General features: G+C 64.3%; 13 protein-coding genes, 1 pseudogene and 1 riboswitch. Of the genes and pseudogenes, 8 read left to right on the forward strand and 6 right to left on the reverse strand.

Going from position 1 to position 14,408, the window contains the following annotated elements:
• The 3 genes and pseudogenes from Q0S16_RS21930 to Q0S16_RS21940 form a co-directional block, all read right to left on the reverse strand.
• Positions 1–268: pseudogene (locus Q0S16_RS21930) on the reverse strand (hypothetical protein); the annotation flags it as partial.
• Positions 269–298: 30 nt separating this feature from the next.
• Positions 299–501: riboswitch (cobalamin riboswitch) on the reverse strand.
• Between the two features lie 39 nt (positions 502–540).
• Positions 541–1,323 carry an alpha/beta hydrolase gene (locus tag Q0S16_RS21935; RefSeq protein ID WP_295853069.1) on the reverse strand — a complete coding sequence of 261 codons (783 nt, stop codon included), beginning with the start codon at positions 1,321–1,323 and terminating at the stop codon, positions 541–543.
• A 3-nt stretch (positions 1,324–1,326) separates the two neighbouring features.
• Positions 1,327–2,622 carry an O-acetylhomoserine aminocarboxypropyltransferase gene (locus Q0S16_RS21940; RefSeq protein WP_295853072.1) on the reverse strand — a complete coding sequence of 432 codons (1,296 nt, stop codon included), beginning with the start codon at positions 2,620–2,622 and terminating at the stop codon, positions 1,327–1,329.
• Between the two features lie 116 nt (positions 2,623–2,738).
• On the opposite strand from Q0S16_RS21940, the gene Q0S16_RS21945 reads away from it, so the two are divergent.
• The 6 genes from Q0S16_RS21945 (at position 2,739) to Q0S16_RS21970 (ending at position 6,660) form a co-directional block, all read left to right on the forward strand.
• The gene (locus Q0S16_RS21945; RefSeq protein WP_295853075.1) at positions 2,739–2,978 is read left to right on the forward strand and encodes a hypothetical protein; all 240 of its coding nucleotides are present in this window, start codon (positions 2,739–2,741) and stop codon (positions 2,976–2,978) included.
• Positions 2,979–3,107: 129 nt separating this feature from the next.
• Entirely contained in the window at positions 3,108–3,365 is a 258-nt protein-coding gene (locus Q0S16_RS21950) for a hypothetical protein (RefSeq protein ID WP_295853078.1), read from the forward strand.
• Between the two features lie 150 nt (positions 3,366–3,515).
• Positions 3,516–3,932, forward strand: coding sequence for a DUF3830 family protein (locus Q0S16_RS21955; RefSeq protein WP_295853080.1), 417 nt, complete (start codon positions 3,516–3,518; stop codon positions 3,930–3,932).
• Positions 3,929–4,861, forward strand: a complete 933-nt coding sequence (gene puuE, locus Q0S16_RS21960; RefSeq protein ID WP_295853083.1) for an allantoinase PuuE — start codon at positions 3,929–3,931, stop codon at positions 4,859–4,861. The genes Q0S16_RS21955 and puuE overlap by 4 nt, the downstream gene beginning before the upstream one ends.
• A 5-nt stretch (positions 4,862–4,866) precedes the next feature.
• Positions 4,867–5,754, forward strand: a complete 888-nt coding sequence (gene uraD / locus Q0S16_RS21965; protein ID WP_295853085.1) for a 2-oxo-4-hydroxy-4-carboxy-5-ureidoimidazoline decarboxylase — start codon at positions 4,867–4,869, stop codon at positions 5,752–5,754.
• Positions 5,755–5,889: 135 nt separating this feature from the next.
• The gene (locus tag Q0S16_RS21970; protein ID WP_295853088.1) at positions 5,890–6,660 is read left to right on the forward strand and encodes a substrate-binding domain-containing protein; all 771 of its coding nucleotides are present in this window, start codon (positions 5,890–5,892) and stop codon (positions 6,658–6,660) included.
• A 148-nt stretch (positions 6,661–6,808) separates the two neighbouring features.
• On the opposite strand, the gene Q0S16_RS21975 is transcribed toward Q0S16_RS21970, so the two are convergent.
• Complete coding sequence (locus Q0S16_RS21975; RefSeq protein WP_295853091.1) at positions 6,809–8,203, reverse strand: nucleobase:cation symporter-2 family protein; 1,395 nt, start codon at positions 8,201–8,203, stop codon at positions 6,809–6,811.
• Between the two features lie 171 nt (positions 8,204–8,374).
• Between Q0S16_RS21975 and pucL the strand changes: the two genes are divergently transcribed.
• On the forward strand, positions 8,375–9,211 hold the full coding sequence (gene pucL / locus Q0S16_RS21980; RefSeq protein WP_295853094.1) for a factor-independent urate hydroxylase: 837 nt from the start codon (positions 8,375–8,377) through the stop codon (positions 9,209–9,211).
• Positions 9,212–9,277: 66 nt separating this feature from the next.
• On the opposite strand, the gene Q0S16_RS21985 is transcribed toward pucL, so the two are convergent.
• On the reverse strand, positions 9,278–12,001 hold the full coding sequence (locus Q0S16_RS21985; protein WP_295853096.1) for a molybdopterin cofactor-binding domain-containing protein: 2,724 nt from the start codon (positions 11,999–12,001) through the stop codon (positions 9,278–9,280).
• Positions 11,998–12,819 carry an FAD binding domain-containing protein gene (locus tag Q0S16_RS21990; RefSeq protein WP_295853098.1) on the reverse strand — a complete coding sequence of 274 codons (822 nt, stop codon included), beginning with the start codon at positions 12,817–12,819 and terminating at the stop codon, positions 11,998–12,000. Before Q0S16_RS21990 ends, Q0S16_RS21985 begins: the two co-directional genes overlap by 4 nt.
• Before the next feature lie 173 nt (positions 12,820–12,992).
• On the opposite strand from Q0S16_RS21990, the gene Q0S16_RS21995 reads away from it, so the two are divergent.
• Positions 12,993–14,333: an 8-oxoguanine deaminase gene (locus Q0S16_RS21995; RefSeq protein ID WP_295853101.1), complete on the forward strand. Its 1,341-nt coding sequence runs from the start codon at positions 12,993–12,995 to the stop codon at positions 14,331–14,333.
• The last annotated feature ends 75 nt before the right edge of the window (positions 14,334–14,408 follow it).

The following is a 14,408-nucleotide window of genomic DNA, read 5'->3' on the forward strand; positions in this document are numbered from 1 at the left end:
TGCCGCCGGGGCCGCCGTTTTCGGTGATGTCGAGGCCGGGCACGGTGCGGAAGGCATCGACCAGCGAGCCCGGATTGCCGGTGGCGATAGTCTCGCTGTTGATGACGCTGATGGCGCTTCCGGTCCGGCTGAGCGGGGCGGCGACCCGGTCCGCGGTCACCACCAGATCGGGTAACCGTTCAGGTGAGGACTGCGCGCGCGCGGCGCCATTGCAACAGGACAATGCCAACAAGGCTGCCGTGCCGGCAGCCCAATTCCGGATAGCCATAGGACCCCTTCCGTCGACCCACCGTCGAACGAGTTGATAAGAGTCATTGGCCGGTCTCCTGGCTCACGGTCGTCTCCCGATCCGCCTTCCCAGAGCTGCATGGCAGGTCCAGTGGCTGTGTGGATCGGAAATGGCCGCATACAGTTGCGGGGGCAGCCGCGGAATTGGGGAGATCCCCTTACCGCATTCCCGTTTCACCTCCTCGCGGAGGCACCGATGACAATCCACAGGAAGCACGGCGCGCCGCGCCACGCAACCGGGATTGCCACGTTCTAGCCGCGCAAGGCGGCCAGCACCTCGTCGGGCTTTTCCACCATCATCATGTGGCCCGCGCCAGACAGCACGACGGTACGGGCATTCGGCAAGGCCGCGGCGAGCGCCTTGCCGGCCCTGGCGGGAGTCATCAAGTCGCGCTCGCCGAGAATCAGCGTCACGGGAATAGCCAGCTGCGCGGCCGCGGCGAGTGCGCCTTGGTAATCATTGCAGGCGGTGAGGTCGGTGAACAGCACGCCGGGCCTGGTCGCCTCCAGCACGCGTTGCGCGCCGCCATGCATCCACTGCCCTGGCGCGAGGCTGCCGCCGAGCCCAGCCTGAAAGCCCAACCCCCAGATCGACACCATGTCGATGGCGCCGTGCTCATTGGCCCGCGCCGCGTCCAGCAGATCCGGGCCGACGCTCATCGTCGCCGCGGTGCCCATCAGATCGAGCCGCGTGATTTTTTCCGGATGCCTCGCCGCGGTTTCCAGCGCGATCAGCGAGCCCATCGAATGGCCGATCAGACGCGCGGAGGACGCCCCTGCCGCATCGATCAGCGCAGCGGTCCAGTCGGCGAGATCGGCAATGGTCGTCAGCGCCTCGCCCTTCGAGCGGCCATGGCCTGGCAGGTCCGGCGCCAGCACTGCAAAACCGTGATGCGCGAACCAGCGGCTGTGCAGCGCCCAGGTCGAGTGATCGAAGCCGGCGCCGTGAATCATCACCACGGCGGGCAGCGATGAATCGAAGGCGCGGCCGCCGGTGGCGACGAAGGTATCGAGGCCGTTGACATTGATCTGCATGGTTCAGGCCTTTTGCGACAGGCGGAGCGCCTGGCCGAGGTCGTCGATGATGTCCTGCGACGCCTCGATGCCGACCGACAGCCGGATCAGTTCCTCGCCGATACCGGCGGCCTTGAGTTGCGCGGTATCCATTTGTTGATGCGTGGTGCTGGCGGGATGAATGACCAGCGTCTTGGCGTCGCCGACATTGGCGAGATGGCTGACCAGCCGCAGCGATTCGATGAATTTGCGGCCGGCGGCACGACCACCCTTGATGCCGAACGAGATGATCGAACCGGCGCCGCGCGGCAGCAGCCGTTTGGCCAATTCGTGGTCCGGGTGATGCTCCAGCGAGGGATGCAGTACCCAGTCGATCGCCTTGCTGGCTGCGAGGAAGGCCAGCACCGTATGGGTATTGGCGACGTGGCGCTCCATCCGGATGCCAAGGGTCTCGACGCCCTGCAGCAGCTGGAAGGCGTTGGTCGGCGACAGGCAGGCGCCGAAGTCGCGAAGGCCTTCGGTGCGCGCGCGCATGATGAAGGCCGCATTACCGAATTGTTCGTCGAACACGATGCCGTGGTAGCCGGCATAGGGTTCGGTGAGCACCGGGAATTTGCCGGATTCATGCCAGTCAAAACGACCGCCGTCGACGATGACGCCGCCGATCGCGATGCCGTGGCCGCCGATCCATTTGGTGGCTGAGTTCATCACCAGGTCGGCGCCTTGTTCGATCGGCCGGCTGAGAAACGGCGTGGCGAAGGTATTGTCGATCAGCAGCGGGATCCTTGCCTCGTGCGCGATCGCCGCGACGGCCGGGATGTCGAGGACTTCAAGGCCGGGATTGCCGATGGTCTCGCCGATCACCAGCCTCGTATTGGGCTGGATCGCGCGGCGGAACGCGTCATGGTCGCGCGGCGGCACGAAAGTGGTCGTGATGCCAAAGCGCGGCAGCGTATGCGCCAGCAGGTTGATGGTGCCGCCATAGAGCGACGACGAAGCGACGATGTGATCGCCGGCGCCGAGCAAAGTGGCGATCGCCAGATGCAGCGCGGCCATGCCCGAGGCGGTGCAGACCGCGCCGACGCCGCCCTCCAGTGCCGCGAGACGCTCCTCGAGCACGGCGGTCGTCGGGTTGGAAATGCGCGTGTAGATGTGGCCGGCACGCTCGAGGTTGAACAGCGCCGCGGCGTGATCGGAATCCTGGAACACATAGGAGGTGGTCTGATAGATCGGCACCGCGCGGGCGCCGGTCGCGGCATCGGGCCGCTGCCCTGCATGCAGGCTCAGCGTTTCAAAGGCAGGAGTTTTTGGCGCGGCCATGTCTGCAATCCATCGGCGAAGGGCGTCCTGTATGCCATGGATTTCACGCCGGCGTGAATCCTGGAACTTTTCCCGCGGCCGTGGCTTGTCCGGCATCAACCAAACGGGAAACCGCCATGAAGAATTTGATGTTGTGCACCGCGGTTGCGGCCCTGGTGTTGTCGTCCGCCGCGGCCGAGGCCAAGGGGTGCATCAAGGGCGCCATCATCGGTGGCATTGCCGGCCATTATGCCGGTCATGGGAAGGTCGGGGTGGTGGCCGGTTGCGTGATCGGACGCCATGAAGCCAACAAGGCCGATGCCGAGCGCAACGCGCAGAGGGCGCAGCGGCCTTCCAATCAGGATGGTCGGATCTGAACCGGAGAACCGGTCAATGATGACCATCATTTTCTGAGACGGTATTTAGTCTGTTGATGCAATTGAGCCTCGCTCTCTTCGGGCGGGGTTGTTTTTGTAGTTCGATTTGCAAAAAATGGAGGAACGAACATGGTTCTGCATCGCCATGTTTTTTGGCTGGGTCGGCAATGGGCCGTCACCGGCTATGGAGTCCAGGCGGTCAGCCAATCGCACAAGATGCGCTTCGATGTCGCCGCCGAACATATCTGGGACGACGGAATCGACGCGCCGATGCGCACCGAAGTGTGGTTCGATGCTGACGATTTCGCTCAGGCCCTGGAGGTGGCGCGTCGCCGGTCCCGCGAAGATCCCCGCACCTTCCAGTCGCCCATGAGTGATGAACGTTAGCGCGTGTGGTTCATCTGGATTGGGACGCCGCGGCGGATAAGTTGCCGGATACCGGTGGATTGACGCTGGAATGGTCCTTGCTTTGTCCAATCCGGGCTGCAATCTGCCTTCTCGCCACCTTCCTTCACGCCAATCCATGAGATTATTCCGATGAGCCAACTTATCGTTCACGTCGGCGAGTTCAGCTTCAACGCCAAATTCGAGGAGGAAGCGGCGCCGCGGACGGTGGCGGCCTTCAAAAAGGCGATGCCGTTTGTGAGCCAGGCCATCCATGTTCGCTGGAGCGGCGAGGGCGTCTGGATGCCGCTCGGCGATCTCGATTTCGGCGTGCCCTACGAGAATCACACCAGCTTTCCCGCGCCCGGCCATATCATCCTGTATCCGGGCGGTATCAGCGAGACCGAGATCCTGCTCGCCTATAGCGGCGTCTCCTTTGCCAGCAAGATGGGCCAGCTCGCCGGCAACCATTTCATCACGCTGACCTCCAACCTCGATAATCTCAAAGAAATGGGCAAGACAGTTCTCTGGAAGGGCGCGCAGGCGGTCCGCTTCGAGCTGGTGGGATGACCTCCGATTACCCCCGCGATCTGCGCGGCTACGGTCGCACGCCGCCCGATCCGCAATGGCCGGGCGGCGCCCGCATCGCGGTGCAGTTCGTCGTCAATTTCGAGGAGGGCGGCGAGAACAACATCTTGCACGGCGACCGCGCCTCGGAAGCTTTCCTGTCCGACGTACTGGGCGCCCAGCCCTGGCCGGGACAACGCCATGCCAATATCGAATCGATGTTCGAATATGGCTCGCGCGCCGGCTTCTGGCGGCTGTGGCGGATGTTCAGCGAGCGCCAGTTGCCGACCACGGTGTTCGGCGTCGCTACCGCGTTGATGCGCAATCCCGAGATCGTCGCGGCGATGCAGGAAGCGAAGTGGGATATTGCCAGCCACAGCCTGAAATGGGTCGACCACAAGGACATGTCGGAGGTCGAGGAGCGCCAGGAGATCGCGGATGCCATCCGCGTCCATACAGAAGCCACCGGCGTCCGTCCGCTCGGCTGGTACACCGGCCGCAGCTCGATCAACACCAACCGGCTGCTGATGGAAGCTGGTGGCCTGATGTATCTGTGCGACAGCTATGCCGACGATCTGCCGTACTGGCTCAACGGACCGAATGGACCGCATCTGGTCATTCCCTACAGCCTCGACGCCAATGACATGCGCTTCGTCAATCCGCAGGGCTTTGGCGGCGGCGACGAATTTTACACCTATCTCAAGGATTCCTTCGACGTACTTTATGCCGAAGGCGCGACCTCGCCGAAGATGATGTCGGTCGGGCTGCATTGTCGCGTCGTCGGCCGGCCCGGCCGGGCCGCCGCGCTGGCCCGGTTTCTTGATTATATAGTGAGCCATGACAGGGTCTGGGTGCCGACGCGGCTGCAAATCGCCGAGCACTGGCACGCTCATTTGAAACATCTTGCGGCGGATGCCCGCGCCATCGGATAATTGTCATGACCGAAAAAACGCTCGCTGAGTTGAACGCCTGCGGCAAGGAGGATTTCGTCGCGGCGCTCGGGAATATCTTCGAGTATTCGCCATGGATCGCCGAGGAGGCCGCTGCATCCCGGCCGTTTTCGGGCATCCGGCAGTTGTTCGCGGCGATGTGCAAGGTGGTGGAAGACGCCGCGCCCGGCCGCCGGCTGGCGCTGATCAAGGTCCATCCCGACCTTGCCGACAAGACCAAGCGCGGCGATCTGTTGACGGCGGAATCCAATGCCGAGCAGAACAGCGTCGGTCTCGATCGGCTATCGGAGGCCGAATATGCCGCGTTCGATCGCGTCAACACGGCGTATAAAGAGAAGTTCGGCTTCCCCTATATCGTCTGCGCGCGCCGCCAGACCCGGGATTCGATCCTGCGCGATTTCGAGCGGCGGTTGCCGAGCGATCCGACCACTGAGGTTGCCAACTCAATCGCCGAAATCTTGCGGATCGCCGCGCTTCGCGTCGACCTGCTGGTCGATGGCGATGATCGCCTGCGGGTCCACGGCCGGCTCTCGACCCATGTGCTCGACACCCACAGCGGCCGGCCGGCGGCCGGAATCGCGGTCGAACTGACCGAATTGTCCGATCTCGGCGCCAGCCGGGTCATCGCCCGCGCGATCACCAATCAGGACGGCCGTACCGACGTGCCGCTGATCGGTGGCCGACCGGTGCCGATCGGTCGCTACGAGCTGACATTCAGCACAGCAAGCTATTTCGCGGCGAAAAGCGTGCCGCTATCCGATCCACCGTTCCTCGACGTGATCCCGCTGCGCTTTTCGGTGAGTGACCCCGAAGGCCATCTGCATGTGCCGCTGCTGGTGACGCCATGGAGCTACGCCACCTATCGCGGTAGCTAAAGCGTTTCGTCGTCTTGCCGAGCACGCGGCGCGTTGTGGCCTTCCCGGTATTCCTGGTCTAATCTGCGACTGATCGCCGCAGTGGCGACGCATCGACGTCCGATCGTGACGCGATCAAAAAATCGGGAGGACGCCATGCGTCGCATTCACGCGCTGCTCGTCGCAGCAGCCACCTTCATCTCCGCGCAGGGCGCGCCCGCCGCCGAGGTCCATGTGATGATCTCCGGCGGCTTTTCCGCGGCCTACCAGCAATTGGTGCCGCAATTCGAGAAGGCGACCGGTAATACCGTGGTCACGGCCTACGGTCCGTCGATGGGCGAGACGCCGCAGGCGATCCCGATGCGCCTGTCGCGCGGCGAACCCGCCGATGTGCTGATCATGGTCGGCTATGCGCTGGGCGATCTGATCGACAAGGGCAGGGTGGCCGCCGACAGCCGGGTCGATCTGGCGGACTCGCCGATTGGCATCGCGGTCAAGGCGGGGGCGTCGCGGCCTGATATCTCGACGCCGGAATCGCTGAAGGCGGCGCTGCTTTCGGCGAAGACGGTGGCCTATTCCGACAGCGCCAGCGGCGTCTATGTCAGCACCGAAATGTTTGGCAAGCTCGGCATTACCGAGGCGATGCGCGACAAGGCGCGCAAAATTCCCGCTACCCCGGTCGGCGAGATCGTAGCGAGCGGTGACGCCGAGATCGGCTTCCAGCAGATCAGTGAAATGAAGCCGGTCAAGGGCATCGACATCGTTGGCCCGCTTCCGCCCGAGTTGCAGAAGATCACGGTGTTCTCGGCGGGCCTTTCCAGCGCTGCGCCGCAGCCCGACGCCGGCCGCGCGCTGATCGCGTTTATCTCTTCCGCGCAGGCCGCGCCGGTGATGATCGCGACCGGCCTCGACCCGAAGGTGAAGTAGGGCGCTTCACGGTCCCCGGATGCTGCGCAACGCGTCAGCTTGCCGACGTGGTGTGCTGCTGATCCGGGGGCCCGGTTGTCGCGAAGAAACCGTGATCCCGGATCTGCGGAGCAGCGTTGCACGCTGCGCCGCGTCCGGGACACGTTTGCTAATGCGTCGCGGCGGCGGCCACGCCCGCGGCATGCGTTTTCGCTTCCTCGGCGCTGCCGATGCCGTTGAAGAAGGCGTTGAGGATCACCGCCACCAACGCGCATAGCAGGATGCCGGATTCCAGCAGTGGCTGCAGATCGTGCGGCAGGTTCTTGAAGAAGTTCGGTGCCACCAGCGGGATCAGGCCGAAGCCGACCGAGATCGCCACCACGAACAGATTGCGCTGGTTGGTCTTGAAATCGACCGCGGTGAGGATGCGCGCGCCGGTCGCCGCGACCATGCCGAACATCACCAGGCCGGCGCCGCCCAGAACCACCAGAGGCACCGATTCCACCAGCGCGGCCATATTCGGCAGCAGGCCGAGCACCAGCATGATGGCGCCGCCGGCGATGGTCACCCAGCGCGAACGCACTCCGGTAATGCCGACGAGGCCGACATTCTGCGAGAACGAGGTGTAGGGAAAGGTGTTGAAGATGCCGCCCAGCACAGTGCCGACGCCGTCGGCGCGCAGGCCGCGGGTCAGCGCGTCGCGGTCGATGGTCTTGCCGGTGATCTCGCCCAGCGCCAGGAACATGCCGAGCGATTCAATCATCACCACGATCATCACGATGCACATGGTGATGATCGGGACCAGATGGAATTGCGGCACGCCAAAATGGAACGGCAGCACGATGTCCGCCCACGGCGCGGTGGCGACCTTGTCGAAATGCATCACGCCGAGCACGGTGGCGAGGATCGCGCCGGCGATGATGCCGAGCAGCACCGAGACGTTGGCGAGGAAGCCGGTGCCCCATTTGATCAGCGCGAGAATGACGCACAGCACGAATAGCGCAATGCCCAAGCCCTGTAGCTGCGCGTAGCCGGGATTTGGAAACTGCCCGGCTACGCCATCGACCACTTTGGTCAACGTCGGTAATCCGCCACCGGCCCAGTTGATGCCAACGCGCATCAGCGAAATCCCGATCACCATGATGATGGTGCCGGTCACGACTGGCGGGAACAGCGGCAGCAGCCGGCTGATGAAAGGCGCGACAAGGATGCCGAAAATTCCGGCAGCGATGACCGATCCATAAATGCCGAGCAGGCCGATTTCCGGCGATGCCGCCATCGACAGCATCGGGCCGACCGAAGCGAAGGTGACGCCCATCATCACCGGCAGACGGATGCCGACGCCGCGAAAGCCGATGCACTGGACGAGGGTGGCAAGGCCGCAGGCGAACAGGTCAGCCGAGATCAGGAAGGCGACCTCCTGCGGCGACAGTTTCAGCGCCCGGCCGATGATCAGCGGCACCGCGACCGCGCCGGCATACATCACCAGCACATGCTGCAGTCCCAGCGCCAGCAGGCGCGGGGTTGGCAGCACCTCATCGACCGGATGCACTGTCGTCGTCATGGTTATGTCCCCTGTTGGTGATGAAATCGCATGTCATTATGACCGAAAGATTCAAGCTCCGTGCCAGAATGAATGCGCCGCGGTGGCTTGACCGATGGCATGAAGGTTGCTCGTTAGGGATCGCGGCGAACGGATAGTCCCGGTCGCCGGTTCAAGCCGGAGGTTTACCGCGTGCCGCTCATTAAGAACCGATATGGAAAAGGCCGGGTCCGCATCATGCGGGTCCATCGCGACGGCGACCGGCACGAGGTCAGCCAGCTCTCGGTGAAGGCGATGCTGGAGGGCGATTTCGGCCGCGCCTATACCGACGCCGATAACTCCACCTCGACTTCCACCGATACCATCAAGAACATCGTCAATGTGGTGGCGCGGGAAAATACCGGATTGTCGACCGAGGAATTCGGCCAGGTGCTGGCGAAACGCTTTCTCGATCTGTATCCGCAGGTTGCGTCGGTGAGCATCACTGCGCACGAGACCAAATGGAGCCGGCTCAGCATCGACGGCACACCGCATCCGCACAGTTTTGTGCTCGACAGCAATGGCAAGCCGTTCGTCGAGATCAATGCGACGCGCGAGGGACTGTCGATGAGCTCGGGTCTCGACGGCTTCACCTTCATGAAGTCGACGCAGTCCGGCTGGGAGAATTATTTCACCGATCAATATTCGACCATCCAGCCGACCGGTGACCGCATCTGCGCCACCAGCATGGTGGCATCGTGGAAGTGGTCCGGCACGCCGGCGAGCTATGCGGTGGCCAATGCGAAAATCCTCGAGACCCTGCTCAAGGTATTTTCCACCAATTACAGTCCGAGCGTGCAGAACAGCCTGTACCATATGGGCGAGGCCGCACTGGCGGCAGTGCCGGAAATTTCCGAGATCAGCATGGCATGCCCGAACATCCACTACATCCTGATGAACCTCTCCGCATTCGGGCTCGACAACAACAACGACGTGTTCCTGCCGACCGACGAGCCGCACGGCCAGATCGAGTGTACGGTGGGGCGGTAGCCGCAGCGCGCTTTCTAACCTCTCCTCGCTCTTTGCGGGGAGAGGTTAAGAGCCGCTGGCCGCTCGCTACTTTCCGTACTTCTCCTGCAGCGCCGGAAAGATCCGGTCCGGCTTGAACGGCACCTGGGTGAAGCGGACGCCGGTGGCGTCGAACAGCGCGTTGCCCATCGCCGCTGCGACGGGATTATATGGGCTCTCGCTCATCGACTTGGCGCCCATCGGGCCCAGTGTGTCGTAAGTGTCGGCGAAGTATACTTCGGTGCGGGGCAGATCGGCGAAAGAGGGCAAATGATAATCGCGGAATTTCGGATTGGTGACGTGACCATCGCCATTGATGACCATCTCCTCATACAGCGTCGCGCCGAGCGACTGCGCCACGCCGCCCTCGATCTGGCCGCGCAGCTGCATCGGATTGGCGACGGCGCCGGCGTCGGCCGCCTGCACGCTTTTTAAGATCCTGATCTCGCCGGTTGCCTTGTTCACGGCGATGCGAAATCCCTGCACGTTGAAGGCGACCGAGCGCGGCGTGCCGCCCGAGGTGCCGGTGGCATCGAGCACGTGGCCGGCGCTCCGAGCGGCGCCGGCGAGTTCCGCGAAGCCGAGACGCCGCGCGCCGCAGACCACGGCGTTATCCTCGATCACGCAGTCCTCCGGATCGGCGTACCACGTCGTCGCGGCGAGCATCCGCAGCTCACGGGCGAGATTGTCGGCGGCGACCTTGGTCGCCAGCCCGGCCACGAAGGTGCCGGCGCTGCCATAGGCGCCGGTGTCGTGGCCGCCATGCGCGGTGTCGGATTGCAGCAGCTGGATCTGGTCGACCGTCGTCGCCAGCGCGGTGGCTGCGATCTGGCGATGCACAGTGCTGGTGCCATTGCCGAATTCGGCGGTGCCGACCACCAGCTCGAAGCCGCCATCGCCGCGCAGCGCGATGCGGGCGTCGGCGATATGGCCGCCCGGCGGCACGGTGTCGATCATGGTCTGGGCAATGCCTTCGCCGATCAGCCAGTCGTCGGACAGGTCGTGTTTCGCAGCTGGCTCACGCATCGCGTGCTCGACCAGGTCGAGGCACTGGTCGAGGCCGTAGCTGCCATAGAGCACGTCGGGATGCGGATCGCCGACCGGCGACAGCATCGGATCGCCGGGGCGCACCATGTTGCGGCGGCGAAAATCATACGGGCTGATGCCGAGTTGCGCGGCGAGGTCGTCGATCGCCGCTTCCACCGCAAACAGCGTCTGCGGCAGGCCATAGCCACGGAAGGCACCGGCCGGCACGGTGTTGGTATAGGCCGCCACCGCGTCGACCCTCTTGTTGTCGCAGACATACATGCCGATGCATTCGCTGCAGGCGTGAAACAGCACTGGGCCGGCATGGTTGCCATAGGCGCCGGTGTTGCTGAGCACGCCGATCTGCAGCGCGGTCAGTTTACCCTTGGCGTCGGCGCCGGCCGTTACCCGGACGCGCATCGGATGCCGCGTCGAGGTTGCCATGAACTGCTCCTCGCGCGTCAGTTCGAGCTTGACCGGCCGACCGGTCTTCAGCGCCGCCAGGGCGAGAATGTCCTCGACGAACATCTCCTGCTTGCCGCCAAAACCGCCGCCGACGCGTTCGCAGAACACCCGCACCTTGTCGGGCTGCAGCTGGAACAGGTCGGCCAGTGCGCGGCGCGTGAGAAATGGCGTCTGCGTACTGGAGCGGACGTTGAGCGTTCCGGACGGATCGACCCAGGCGATGCCGCCATGGGTCTCGAGATGGCCGTGCTGCACGCGCTGTGTCGTGAATGTGGCTTCGAAGGTGACGGCGGCGGATGCCAGCGCGGCGGCGACGTCGCCATATTCGCCGTGGCTCTCCGCCACGATGTTGCGCGCGGCGTTGTGCACCCGATGCGTCGGCGTCTTGTCGGGATGGATGAGCGGCGCGCCCGCCGCGATCGCGTCGGCAGCGTCGAACACCGCCGGCAGCAGGTCGTAGACGATCTTGATCCGGCGGCAGCCTTCCTCAGCGGCGGCTTCCGAATCGGCCACCACGGCGGCGACCTTCTGGCCGATGAAGCGCATCACCTGATCGAGCACCCTTGTGTCCACCGGGTCCATCGCGTCGATTTCGTGCCGTGCCGTGGAGAACAACGTTGGCGGCGCGTCCTCATGGGTCAGCACTGCATGCACGCCGGGCACCGCCAGTGCAGCCGAGGTATCGATCCAGACGATGCTGGCGTGGGCATGCGGCGAGCGCAGCATCTTGATGTGCAGCGCGTCCTGCGTCGGCACGTCGAATGTGTAGCGCGCCGCGCCGGTCACGACCTGTGGACCTGCCGGTGCCGGCAGGCTGCGGCCAAAGGCGGTGCCGGCGGCGGCGGTTTCCACATTGGTGTTGCCATCGATCGCGTCCTGGATGGTGCGATAGCCGGTGCAGCGGCACAGATTTCCCTTCAGCGAGGCGCCGAGATCCTGGCGCTGGGCCTGGTTCAGCGCCGCGCAGGTCATGATCATGCCGGAGGTGCAGAAGCCGCATTGAAATGCCTGCGCATCCAGGAAGGCCTGCTGCATCGGATGGAGCTGGCCCGGCGGCGCGAGGCCCTCGATGGTCGTGATGGCATGGCCTTCGGCCCGGAATGCCGGGATGATGCAGCTATGCACCGGCTCGCCGTCGAGCCATATCGTGCAGGCCCCGCAATCGCCGGCGTCGCAGCCTTTCTTGACGCCGAAATGGCCGAGTTCGCGCAGGAAGGTGCGCAGGCACTGGCCCGGTCGCGGCTGGTCGGAAAATTCCTCACCATTGATCTGATAGCTCATGGCCGGACCACGCTGAGTTCGGCGCGGATTTCCTCGGCGAGGCGAAGTGTCATCTGCTGGCGCCATGCCGGCTTGCCATGAAGATCGTCGTGATAAAGGCTTTCCGGAATGGCCTTCAGGATGGCGTCGCGCAAGCCGCTGGCGTCGGGCATCGCGGTGAAGCGAAGCTGGATCGGCCGCACCGTCGCGGCGGTCACGGTGAGCAGCAGGCCATCATCCTTCACGGCGCCGATCAGGAGCGCCGCGGAGCGGCCGACCGGGGTCAGCGAAATCTGTCGGAACGCGGAGCGGCGCCTTAGCGCGGCGAGCGGAATCGCGATGCCGCGCAGCAGATCACCTTCCGCCAGGACGTTGCGCTGGTCGCCGGTGATGAAGTCCGCGACGCTGACCGAAGCCCGCTGGCCATCGGGCTGCCAGATCGTGCAGATCCCCTCAAGTGCCGCGGTCAGCGAAATCATTGGCCCGGCCGGCAGCGACAAACATAAATTGCCACCCACGGTGGCGGTCTTCCAGATCTTGAACGAGGCGAGGAAGGCGCGGCAACACGAATTGATCAGCGGCGCGGCGATCCAGTCGGGCGGGCAGGGCAGCGCATCGAGCTCGGCCACGGTGCAGGTAGCGGCGATCAGCAGCTCGCTGTCGGTGACGGTCAGCGCCGGCCATCGCAGATCAGCGAGGTCGATCAACCGTGTGAGATGCGCCTGCGGCTCCGAAAACAGCCAGGTCCCGCCTGCGAGCCACGCATCGCCGCTGTTCCAGCGCGGCAGCTGACCGCGGCTCCGCGGGCGGGCGATGGAGGTGACCGTATTCAGATCCATGTGGGCGCTTGTGCTTTCAACTCGCTGTCGATCCTGTATGCAGTCTGTTGAAATCGTCTTGCAAGACCAACGCCAATTCGAAGTATCGCGGCTGGTTCATGAATTGCAAGACGATTGCAAGACGAATGCAAAACCAATGCAAGACGGCTGTGACGCGCCAAGGGAGATGCAAGATGCCCGCTACCTGGATCAAGGACCCGCTGGCGATCTTCGCCGAGGGCGCCGAGCGCGGCGTCGTTATCAAGGATGGCCGCATTGTGGAACTGGTGCCGACCGGCGGTCAACCGATCACGGCGGATGTCTCCGCCTATGATGCCTCGGCGCATGTGGTGCTGCCGGGACTGATCAACACCCATCATCATTTCTACCAGACGCTGACCCGCGCGCTGCCGGCGGCGCTGGGTCGCGAGCTGTTTCCCTGGCTGCAGGCGCTGTATCCGGTATGGGCGCGGCTGACGCCGGAATCGCTGGAACTCGGCGTCACCGTGGCAATGTCCGAGCTGTTGCTGTCGGGCTGCACCACCACCACCGACCATCATTACGTGTTTCCCGCCGGGCTCGAAGAATCCGTCGATATCGAGGTCGGGGTGGCCCGGCGGCTCGGCATGCGGGTGCTGCTGACAAGGGGCTCGATGAACCGCTCGGTCAAGGATGGCGGGTTGCCGCCGGACAGCGTGGTGCAGGACGAGGATACGATCCTGGCCGACAGCGAGCGCGTGGTGGAAAAATTCCACGAGCGCGGCATGGACGCCATGGTGCAGATCGCGCTGGCGCCTTGCTCACCATTTTCGGTGACGACGTCGCTGATGGCGTCAACCGCCGTGCTGGCCGAGAAACTCAATGTCCGGCTGCATACCCATCTTGGCGAGACCGAGGACGAGAACCGCTATTGCGAGGAGATCTATGGCTGCCGGCCGCTGGATTATCTCGAACAGACCGGCTGGCTGCACCAACGGACGTGGCTCGCGCACGGTATTCATTTTAACGCCGGCGAGATGGCCCGGCTGGGCCGCGCCGGCATCAGCATCAGCCACTGCGCCTGCAGTAACCAGTTGCTCGCTTCAGGCTGCTGCCCGGTCTGCGACATGGAGGATGCCGGGGTTTCGATCGGGCTCGGCGTCGATGGCTCGGCATCGAATGACGGCTCCAATATGATGCAGGAAGTGCGGACCGCGTTCCTGCTGCAGCGGGCACGCTATGGTGTCGGCCGCGTCAGTCATCTAGACGCGCTGCGCTGGGCGACCAGGGGCTCCGCGGCCTGCGTTGGTCGGCCGGAGTTGGGTGAAATCGCGGTCGGCCGGATGGCGGATTTGGCGCTGTTCAAGCTGGATGAGCTGCGCTTCTCCGGTCACGGCGATCCGCTCGCGGCGCTGGTTCTGTGCGGCGCGCACCGTGCCGACCGCGTCATGGTCGGCGGCCAGTGGCGGGTGATCGACGGCGTGATTCCGGGGCTGGATGTTGGCGATCTGATCCGGCGGCATGGCGCGGCGGCGAGGGCGATGCAGGCGGGGTAGGGCGGAACTCATTGCTGTTTCCTTCTACCCTTGTGGAAGAAGGTGGCGCGGACGAAGTCCGCGTCGGATGAGGGG

This window comes from Tardiphaga sp., from assembly GCF_025356345.1.
GTDB lineage: Bacteria > Pseudomonadota > Alphaproteobacteria > Rhizobiales > Xanthobacteraceae > Tardiphaga.

What these genes read in the sequence shown, in the direction of transcription:
- Q0S16_RS21995 (WP_295853101.1), top strand. Translation starts at nt 12,993, where the DNA reads ATGCCCGCTACCTGGATCAAGGACCCGCTGGCGATCTTCGCCGAGGGC.
- puuE (WP_295853083.1), top strand. Translation starts at nt 3,929, where the DNA reads ATGACCTCCGATTACCCCCGCGATCTGCGCGGCTACGGTCGCACGCCG.
- Q0S16_RS21970 (WP_295853088.1), top strand. Translation starts at nt 5,890, where the DNA reads ATGCGTCGCATTCACGCGCTGCTCGTCGCAGCAGCCACCTTCATCTCC.
- uraD (WP_295853085.1), top strand. Translation starts at nt 4,867, where the DNA reads ATGACCGAAAAAACGCTCGCTGAGTTGAACGCCTGCGGCAAGGAGGAT.
- Q0S16_RS21975 (WP_295853091.1), bottom strand. Translation starts at nt 8,203, where the DNA reads ATGACGACGACAGTGCATCCGGTCGATGAGGTGCTGCCAACCCCGCGC.
- Q0S16_RS21955 (WP_295853080.1), top strand. Translation starts at nt 3,516, where the DNA reads ATGAGCCAACTTATCGTTCACGTCGGCGAGTTCAGCTTCAACGCCAAA.
- Q0S16_RS21990 (WP_295853098.1), bottom strand. Translation starts at nt 12,819, where the DNA reads ATGGATCTGAATACGGTCACCTCCATCGCCCGCCCGCGGAGCCGCGGT.
- Q0S16_RS21985 (WP_295853096.1), bottom strand. Translation starts at nt 12,001, where the DNA reads ATGAGCTATCAGATCAATGGTGAGGAATTTTCCGACCAGCCGCGACCG.
- Q0S16_RS21945 (WP_295853075.1), top strand. Translation starts at nt 2,739, where the DNA reads ATGAAGAATTTGATGTTGTGCACCGCGGTTGCGGCCCTGGTGTTGTCG.
- Q0S16_RS21950 (WP_295853078.1), top strand. Translation starts at nt 3,108, where the DNA reads ATGGTTCTGCATCGCCATGTTTTTTGGCTGGGTCGGCAATGGGCCGTC.
- Q0S16_RS21935 (WP_295853069.1), bottom strand. Translation starts at nt 1,323, where the DNA reads ATGCAGATCAATGTCAACGGCCTCGATACCTTCGTCGCCACCGGCGGC.
- Q0S16_RS21940 (WP_295853072.1), bottom strand. Translation starts at nt 2,622, where the DNA reads ATGGCCGCGCCAAAAACTCCTGCCTTTGAAACGCTGAGCCTGCATGCA.